This is a genomic window from Cohnella candidum (assembly GCF_003713065.1).
Taxonomy (GTDB): Bacteria; Bacillota; Bacilli; order Paenibacillales; family Paenibacillaceae; genus Cohnella; species Cohnella candidum.
In genome coordinates this window covers 2,591,544-2,600,000 of record NZ_CP033433.1, presented here as the reverse complement: position 1 = coordinate 2,600,000, position 8,457 = coordinate 2,591,544, and the positions used below count along the sequence as shown (strand labels likewise).

Below are 8,457 nucleotides of genomic sequence, written 5' to 3'. Positions count from 1 at the left end.
AGATCCGGTGAAATTTTAGTACCTGTGAAGATGCAGGTTACCCGCGACGTGACGGAAAGACCCCATGGAGCTTTACTGCAGCTTGATATTGGACTTTGGTACGGTCTGTACAGGATAGGTGGGAGCCTTAGAAGCCGGAGCGCCAGCTTCGGTGGAGGCGACGTTGGGATACCACCCTGATCGTATCGGAGTTCTAACCTGTCACCGTGAATCCGGTGAAGGGACCGTGTCAGGCGGGCAGTTTGACTGGGGCGGTCGCCTCCTAAAAAGTAACGGAGGCGCCCCAAGGTTCCCTCAGCGCGGTTGGAAATCGCGCGAAGAGTGCAAAGGCATAAGGGAGCTTGACTGCGAGACCAACAAGTCGAGCAGGGACGAAAGTCGGGCTTAGTGATCCGGTGGTACCGAATGGAAGGGCCATCGCTCAACGGATAAAAGCTACCCTGGGGATAACAGGCTTATCTCCCCCAAGAGTCCACATCGACGGGGAGGTTTGGCACCTCGATGTCGGCTCATCGCATCCTGGGGCTGAAGTAGGTCCCAAGGGTTGGGCTGTTCGCCCATTAAAGCGGTACGCGAGCTGGGTTCAGAACGTCGTGAGACAGTTCGGTCCCTATCTGTCGCGGGCGTAGGAAATTTGAGAGGGGCTGTCCTTAGTACGAGAGGACCGGGATGGACGCACCGCTGGTGTACCAGTTGTTCCGCCAGGAGCACCGCTGGGTAGCCAAGTGCGGGAGGGATAAGCGCTGAAAGCATCTAAGCGCGAAGCCCGCCTCAAGATGAGATTTCCCAATTCGTAAGACCCCTGGAAGAACACCAGGTTGATAGGCCCGGGGTGGAAGCGCGGCAACGCGTGCAGCTGACGGGTACTAATCGGTCGAGGGCTTATCCTACGCAGTAACACAGGTGATTGTTTCTTCAGCACTGCTTTCTCGTTTCGCTATCTGGTTTTCAGGGTGTAAACCTTGAACAAATCCGATCTGGTGGCAATGGCGGAGGGGTTCCACGCGTACCCATCCCGAACACGACCGTTAAGCCCTCCAGCGCCAATGGTACTTGGACCGAAGGGTCCTGGGAGAGTAGGACGTCGCCAGGCCGGAGACAAAAGAAAAGAACCCCGTTCAGCCGTATGGCCGTGCGGGGTTCTTTTTGCGTTTTGGGGACACTACGGAGGAAGATCGACCAGAGTGGAGGAGATCGCAACTTGAAACGCGTTCGGAATGGAGTCGCGTCCATCGCTTTACGGAAAGGATGGACGCTGGCATTGGCCGCCGGCTTGCTGTCCGGCTGCGTCACGAACCCGGGAGATACCCAAAACTTGCGGCAGCATGGAGGAACGAATCCGGTCATCATCAAATCGAAGGCGGCTTCCGATGCCACTCGTGCGGCGAACATCCGGACGGTGCGTATCCGTTCGGTATACCACACCGACTACGTCGCGTTATCGGAAGCGGCCTTAGCCGCCGGCTACCATGGAGCCTGGATGAATGACGGAAAAACTTACGGGATCGGCGACAACGACGTGATCTGGAAATTCCGCGACGGAGAAAGCCGGTTCACCAAGGCCGGCAAAACGTACCCCATGTCGGCTCCTTCCGTCCGGGAGAAAGGCCGCCTGCTGGTGCCGGCCTCTGTCTTGAAGCAAATGTTCGGCCATGAATCCGCGCTGTCGGCAGGCAGCCAGGAAATCACGTTTTTGCCGAGGCGGACGGACAGGGAGACGGGGGCAGACGGAACATCGCTTCCTTTTACCGACAAGCTGAGAATCAAGCAAACGCTGGACACCGACCCATCCGCCGCGTTAATCGACTACGCCAAGCAGTACTTGGGAACGCCCTACGAGTTCGGCGCCCCCGCCCATCTGGCGGACGGAATGGCGGATTGCTCGTCCTTCGTACAGCATGTGTTCGACCATTTCGGCGTCAGCCTGCCGAGGGACTCCCGTCAGCAATCCCAGCAAGGCGTTCCGGTTTCCAGGGATGAGCTCCTGCCGGGGGATCTACTGTTTTTCAACGTGCCGGGACGATTCAAAAGCCAGGATACGGTCGGGCATGTCGGCATCTTCATGGGCGACGGTCAAATGATCCATGCCAGTCCTGCGAACGGCATCGGCGTCCAGATTTCGGATATCAACAAACCGTATTATCTCCGCACGTTCCTGTATGCCAAACGGGTACTGCCTTAACGAAGAAAAAAGGTCCTCCCGCAGGGGAGGACCTCGATCGTTTATACATAGACTTGCGTGATCTCGTAACGGACATCGGTGGAGAGGTCGATGAAGCCGCTGTCGGATTGAATGAGAGGATGGAAGAAATCCGTCGGATGGTTCATGATGATCGTGCCGGTCAGGCCGCCCGTCAGTTCCACTTTTTTGCCGATGAAATTCGGGATCATGTGGCGGATGAACGTATAGGTGATTTCCGGATCCAGCTCGGAGAAGCTGACTCTATGCAGTTCCTTGAGCACGACCAGCAGGTCTCTCTTCTTCTGATAAACGCGGGATGAAATCATGGCGCTGTAGGTGTCCGCGACGGCTACGATCCTCGAGACCGGATGGATCTGCTCGCCGGGAATGCGGTTCGGATACCCCGTGCCGTTCATTCTCTCGTGATGCTGCAAGGCCGCCAGCGACAACACGTGGTCATCGAAGGAGCTTTCCAATATTTCATACCCGTATCGGGAATGGTTTTGAATTTCCTTGTATTCCTCGTCGTTCAGCTTGCCGGGCTTATTCAGGATCGCGTCGGGGATCCGGCATTTGCCGATGTCGTGGAGAAAGCCGGCCTTGCCGACTCGGACGGATTCTTGCTCGTCCCACCCCATCCAACGGGCGATATAGTAACTCAACATGCCGACCTGCACCGAGTGCTGATAAGTGTAATCATCCTGGCTGTTCAGCATGAGGAGCAGCGATACGACGTCGCGTTCCGTTTTGAAATTCTCCACCAGAGGCTGAAAGCTTTCCTTCAGATCCTCCTCGTGAACTTTGCCTTCCTCCAGGGCCTTGCCGAAAATGCTCTCGATGCCGGTGACGGCGTCCTGGTACAGGGGGCGGAAATTGGCCTGAATGGGGAGAGCGTTCTCTTCGACAGCGCTTCCACCGAAGGCCCTTCTTTCAATTTCCACGTAGTCGATTTGATGTTGGTGCAGGCGGGATAAGGCATGGTCGTCCAAAACCGCGCCCTTGGAAAGCACAAGCAATCCGTAATCGGTAAAGGTATCTTGCGTCAGTCGGTCACCCGGCTGGACGTCCCGGAAATGGACTCTCATATCGCACCTCGGCGATCCGTCGGTAGTTGTCATGATACTTAGTTACTAAGGAAAAATGACCTAGTACCATGCTACCAAGGAATCCCAGCGCACGCAACCATAATTGTAAACAAGTTCCGAAAATTGTCTATTCGAGAGGATTCCACGGTCCGAGCTGATGGCCAATCCACTCGGTGCCGTCTTCGTAGACTTCTTTTTTCCAAATCGGCACGGTCTGTTTCAGGCGTTCGATCGCGTAACGGCTCGCCTCGTAGGCTTCCGCCCGGTGGGCGGACGAAACGGCGATCACGACGCTGCTTTCGCCGACGTCGACCGTGCCGATGCGGTGGGTGATGGCGGTCAATGTGCCGGGCCAGCGCTCGCCGATTTCCTCTCCGATCTTGCGCAGCGCCGCAATCGCCATCGGTACGTAGGCCTCGTATTCCAACGTCACGGTCCGCTTGCCCCGCGTCCACTCCCGCGTCGTTCCGACGAACGCGATCAACGCCCCGTGGTCCGGATGAGACGCCTGCGCGATGACGCTCTCCACTTCGATCGGGCGGTCAATGACTGCAAATCGCGGAGCGTCTTCCGGGACTTCCGCCTCAAATTCACCGGAGCCGCCGGAAACGGGAGGAAGGAGCGCAAGTTCGTCCTCCCGCCTAACGGTTTCCTCGTCATGGGCGTATTCCTGATTTCGTGCGACGAAGGCGGCGGCAATCCGGTCCGCCTGCTCGGGATAACGTTCCGCCAGCAGGCTTTTCAGCCGCCCGGCGGTGAGCTCGGTCTCCGGCCATTCCGCGAGCAGAATCCGGGTACCGAACGCCTCGGCCAGACCCGCGAATAAAGAAATTTTCCAAGCATTATTCATAAGGGATGCCACTTCCTTCCGATCATGATTCCTCCGTGCAAGCATACCATAACGTCCGGGAAAGTGTTATGCTAGTAGCAAATCGCCGCGCGGGAGGAGAGGACCGAAATGGACGTAACCGTACATATGACCGACGGAGCGCAAATCGAGACAACCCCTGAAGAAATGGCGGAAATGGCGGGAAGCACGTTTGCCGCATCCTCCAGAGTGCCGGAAGCAGCCGGCGAAGGTTTCGACTTGTCCGCCTGGTTTGCCGCGTTGACCGCAGACCGTGCGGAATCCGCCGACACCGCGTTCCCCGCGCCGACGCACTTGATCGTAAGGGCGGCGGACGAATTCCAGGCCGTCATCCCTTGGTCGCAGTTGAAAGAGGCTTTTTTTCTTTGCGCATTGAACGGATCTCCCTTGCCGAAAGGCGGTCCGCTCCGTCTTTACGTGCCGGACGGCACCAGCGCTTGTTTGAACGTCAAAAGCGTCACGTTCGTCCGATTCGCCGCAGACCCGGGGCTGGGGCAAGACGCAGTTTACGGATTTCGGAACGAAATATCTCCGGAAAGCTTGTCGTCGGGCTTCAAAGCCGGCAGCGGCCGATAAGCGGCGCGGCGGGAGGATCGAATGACGGAACCGAAAGCCCGGGTCACGCTGCTGCATACGAACGATATCCATAGTCATTTGGAACAAGCCGCTCAAATCGCAGGATACGTTAAGTCCATCCGCGCAAAGGTACCTGCAGACGAACTGTTGCTGGTGGATTGCGGGGATTTTCTCGATCGCTCGAGGCCGGAGACGGAAGGGACGTCCGGCGCCGTGAACCGAAGCCTGCTGCAGGCTATCGGTTACGACGCCCTGCTGCCCGGCAACAACGAAGGATTGACTTATACGTTTGAGCAGATGAATTCCTTCTATGACGGCCTGTCCATCCCGGTCGTTTGCGCCAACTTCCGTCCCTTACGGCCGGAAGATGAAATCGGCTGGCTGAAGCCTTCCCTCGTCGTCCGCAAATCGGGGATCAACATCGGATTGATCGGCCTCACCGCTCCGTTCAACGTTTACTATGAGCTGCTCGGATGGCAAGCTTCCGATCCGGTCGAAGCGGCGGCGCGCGAGGTGGAACGGATAAGGAACCAAGCGGACCTCCTTATCGTGATGTCCCACCTCGGTTTGCGACAAGATGAGAGGCTGGCCGCCCTCGTGCCGGGAATCGACCTCATTCTCGGGGCGCACACCCATCACCTGCTTGAGAAACCGCTGTACGTCGGGGACACCGCCATGTCGGCAGCCGGGAAATTCGGCAGCCACATCGGCCATCTCAGGATGACCCTTGCCCCCGAATCCCGCAAGTGGAAGGTGGAAGGAGGCTGTCTCTCCACGGAGGGCTGGCCTGCGGATGAAGAGGCTGAGGCGATCATCGACGCAGGGAGGCGGGAAGCCAAACGCCGGATGAGCCGCGTTGTGGCGGTGCTCGAAGAACCGCTCGACTGGGCTCCGTTCCGGGAGTCGCCGCTGTCCGATTTCCTCGCTTCCGTCGTCCGCAGGAAAACGGGGGCCGAGATCGGCCTGGTGAACGCGGGGCAATTCCTGGACGGACTCCCGGCCGGTGAAGTCACGGAAGAGACCGTCCATGCGTTATGTCCTTCCCCGATTAATTGCTGCCGTCTGAAGCTGAAGGGGAAGGAACTACTTCAGGTCATGGAGGAAAGCCTGCTCCCCGAATTCCACGAGCTCGAGATCCGCGGCTTCGGCTTTCGCGGCCACGTGCTTGGGACGCTCTGCTACGACGGACTCGAAGCCGACGCCGACCTGTCGCGCCGGCCGTACGAACGGATCTCGAACGTCCGGGTCGACGGGAAACCGCTCGAGCCCGATCGGGATTACACGATCGGCACCCTCGACATGTTCACGTTCGGCGTCGGACATCTTGGGCTGAAAGAAGGAAGGGACGTCGAGTACCTGTTGCCCGAGTTTATTCGGGAATGCTTGATCGACGAGTTGGGAGACCGGCAGTTGGTAAGGTCCGCCGCAGGGCCCCGTATACGGCTGACGGGCCGAAATCCGTCGCAAAGACTTTGATACAGGAGTGGGAGATTAAATGCTGCATTGGTTCGATTCGATTATCCTAGGCATCGTGGAAGGTTTGACCGAGTTTCTGCCCGTTTCCTCGACAGGCCACATGATCTTGACCAACCAGTTGCTCGGATACGGTCAAGATACCCCCGAGGAGCTCAAAAGCTTCGAAATCGTCATCCAGTTCGCCGCCATTCTGGCCATCGCCATCGTGTATCGGCATAAAATTTTGCAAGTGTTCGGGCTTGGGAAAGCGGAGTCCACCAAGTCCCTGTCCGTCGATTCCCTGCCCAAGCGCAAGTTGAACATGATCCACGTGCTGCTCGGCATCGTGCCGCCGCTCGCCGTCGCGTTTTTGTTCCGCCATCCGATCAAGGACCTCGGGTTTTCGATGCAGCCGGTCTTATGGGCTTTGGTCGTCGGCGGCATCTACATGTGGATTGCCGAATCCCTCTATGATGGCGGCAAAATCAAACGAACCGCCGAAACGATGGACGATATCACGTACAAGCAGGCTTTCATCATCGGCTGTATTCAGTGCATCTCCGTGTGGCCGGGTTTTTCCCGATCCGGTTCGACGATCGCCGGGGGGATGCTTACCGGGCTTAGCTACCGGGCAGCCGCGGACTTCTCCTTCTTCATCGCCATCCCGATCATGACGGCGGCGACGGGTTACGAGTTGCTGGACAGCTTGGACCAATTCCGCAACGGTACTTTGGATATCGGTTTCCTGCTCACGGGATTCGTGGTTTCGTTCCTGGTGGCTTGGATCGTCGTCGTGGCTTTCCTCAAAGTGCTGCAGAAAATCAAGCTCAAGTATTTTGCATGGTACCGTTTCGCGCTTGCCGCCCTTTTCTTCCTGTTGGTCGTTCGATAAGCTCCTGTCGCAAAAAGGCCTTCCATCCGGAAGGCCTTTTACCGTTTTATGACGAAATCTGTCGTCTTTTTGCGAAAAACGGTTGCCGAAGTTCCGGAAATCTCTTACATTAAACAATACAGGACTTATCCGTACTTAAAGAATCGTTAAAGAGAGCAACGCATCCTAACAGGGGGAACCGACGACATGCGCATGATGCCGATATCGCTCAGCCGGCCGGGAATGAAGCTCGCCAAAAAAATATATTCCGACGACGGCATCGTGCTTCTTGCGGAAGGAGTCGAATTGACGGCGACGCTCATCCGCAGGCTCGGAGAATGCGGAATCAGTTTCGTTTACGTGCAGGACCCCCGGACCGACGACATCCTCATCCCGGAGCTGCTGTCCGAAGATACGCAGCGGAGAGCGATCGGCGAGGTCCGCAACGCATTCCGGGAATTCACCGAACAGCCCGGACGGCGCAAATCGGTCACGTACCCCTATATCGGCCGCAACATCCGGCAAGTCATCCATATGATCATGGAGGATTTAAGCCGCAACGAAGATGCGATGATCATGCTCATGAATATGCAAACCGTCGACCATTACCTGTACGCCCATTCGCTGAACGTATGCGTATATTCGACCATGCTGGGCTTGGCGCGCGGCTACGACCAGGATCAGCTTCTCGCGCTCGGCTTGGGCTCTTTGCTGCACGACGTCGGGAAAACGCAGATTTCGATGCAGGTGCTCCTCAAACCCGGCATGCTGACTTCCTACGAGTTCGACGAAATGAAACGCCATACCGAACGCGGATACTATTTGCTTAAAGACGAGCCGGGCATTCCGCTGCTTGCCGCGCACTGCGCCTTGCAGCATCATGAGAGGCTGAACGGAACCGGTTATCCCCGCGGCCTTAAGGGAGACGAGATCCACGACTTCGCGAAGCTGATCGGCATCGTGGATTCCTATGATGCGATGACCAGCCACAGGGTTTATCGGGACGCGATGCTTCCCCACCAGGCCGTCGAAGCGCTCTACTCGGGAAGCGGCACGTTGTACGACACTTCGATGTTGAAGCTGTTTCGGGATAAGGTGGCGATTTACCCGATCGGTATCACGGTTAGACTCAACACCGGCCACTATGCGGTGGTGGTGGACGTCAACGCCGTCAGCATGCATCGCCCGATCGTCCGCGTCATGACCGACGAAGACGGCGTCGACCTGAAAGAACCGTACGACATGGATTTATCCAAGCAGCTGAACGTGATGATCTCGCGAATCGAATTCGAGAAACGGAGCATGGATGATCCGCTTCCGGCATAAACGGCGGCCTGGGTCCGTCCGACGCGAAGGCTTATCGCCGCGCGCGGACGGACCTTTTGCATGCGCCGGTTCCGGCCGATTCCACCGCCTGCGG

General features: G+C 57.4%; 7 protein-coding genes and 2 rRNA genes (1 of these 9 cut by a window edge). 7 read left to right on the top strand and 2 right to left on the bottom strand.

The genetic code is table 11. From position 1 onward, the window contains the following. The 3 genes from EAV92_RS12255 to EAV92_RS12245 all read left to right on the top strand — a co-directional run. Positions 1–890: ribosomal RNA gene (locus EAV92_RS12255) — 23S ribosomal RNA — on the top strand (it extends 2,151 nt beyond the left edge of the window). 86 nt (positions 891–976) lie between these two features. Next, a 5S ribosomal RNA gene (gene rrf / locus EAV92_RS12250) occupies positions 977–1,093 on the top strand. A gap of 108 nt (positions 1,094–1,201) precedes the next feature. Next, the gene (locus tag EAV92_RS12245) at positions 1,202–2,182 is read left to right on the top strand and encodes a C40 family peptidase (protein ID WP_164472747.1); all 981 of its coding nucleotides are present in this window, start codon (positions 1,202–1,204) and stop codon (positions 2,180–2,182) included. Between the two features lie 41 nt (positions 2,183–2,223). Here EAV92_RS12245 and EAV92_RS12240 read toward each other — a convergent pair whose 3' ends face one another. Together EAV92_RS12240 and EAV92_RS25035 are read right to left on the bottom strand one after the other, a co-directional pair. Then, positions 2,224–3,267, bottom strand: coding sequence for an HD-GYP domain-containing protein (locus tag EAV92_RS12240; RefSeq protein ID WP_123041351.1), 1,044 nt, complete (start codon positions 3,265–3,267; stop codon positions 2,224–2,226). 127 nt (positions 3,268–3,394) lie between these two features. After that, on the bottom strand, positions 3,395–4,117 hold the full coding sequence (locus EAV92_RS25035; protein ID WP_123041350.1) for a molybdenum cofactor biosynthesis protein: 723 nt from the start codon (positions 4,115–4,117) through the stop codon (positions 3,395–3,397). 108 nt (positions 4,118–4,225) lie between these two features. On the opposite strand from EAV92_RS25035, the gene EAV92_RS12230 reads away from it, so the two are divergent. The 4 genes from EAV92_RS12230 to EAV92_RS12215 all read left to right on the top strand — a co-directional run bounded on the left by EAV92_RS12230 (position 4,226) and on the right by EAV92_RS12215 (position 8,363). After that, positions 4,226–4,711 carry a molybdopterin-binding protein gene (locus EAV92_RS12230; RefSeq protein WP_123041349.1) on the top strand — a complete coding sequence of 162 codons (486 nt, stop codon included), beginning with the start codon at positions 4,226–4,228 and terminating at the stop codon, positions 4,709–4,711. A gap of 21 nt (positions 4,712–4,732) precedes the next feature. Next, entirely contained in the window at positions 4,733–6,187 is a 1,455-nt protein-coding gene (locus EAV92_RS12225; protein WP_164472746.1) for a bifunctional metallophosphatase/5'-nucleotidase, read from the top strand. A gap of 19 nt (positions 6,188–6,206) precedes the next feature. Then, positions 6,207–7,058, top strand: coding sequence for an undecaprenyl-diphosphate phosphatase (locus EAV92_RS12220; protein ID WP_206424306.1), 852 nt, complete (start codon positions 6,207–6,209; stop codon positions 7,056–7,058). 186 nt (positions 7,059–7,244) lie between these two features. Next, entirely contained in the window at positions 7,245–8,363 is a 1,119-nt protein-coding gene (locus EAV92_RS12215; RefSeq protein ID WP_123041348.1) for an HD-GYP domain-containing protein, read from the top strand. Positions 8,364–8,457 lie beyond the last annotated feature (94 nt).

Excerpts from the sequence above, each read along its gene's own strand:
- EAV92_RS12240 (WP_123041351.1), bottom strand. The coding sequence starts at position 3,267 with ATGAGAGTCCATTTCCGGGACGTCCAGCCGGGTGACCGACTGACGCAA.
- EAV92_RS25035 (WP_123041350.1), bottom strand. The coding sequence starts at position 4,117 with ATGAATAATGCTTGGAAAATTTCTTTATTCGCGGGTCTGGCCGAGGCG.
- EAV92_RS12230 (WP_123041349.1), top strand. The coding sequence starts at position 4,226 with ATGGACGTAACCGTACATATGACCGACGGAGCGCAAATCGAGACAACC.
- EAV92_RS12225 (WP_164472746.1), top strand. The coding sequence starts at position 4,733 with ATGACGGAACCGAAAGCCCGGGTCACGCTGCTGCATACGAACGATATC.
- EAV92_RS12220 (WP_206424306.1), top strand. The coding sequence starts at position 6,207 with ATGCTGCATTGGTTCGATTCGATTATCCTAGGCATCGTGGAAGGTTTG.
- EAV92_RS12215 (WP_123041348.1), top strand. The coding sequence starts at position 7,245 with ATGCGCATGATGCCGATATCGCTCAGCCGGCCGGGAATGAAGCTCGCC.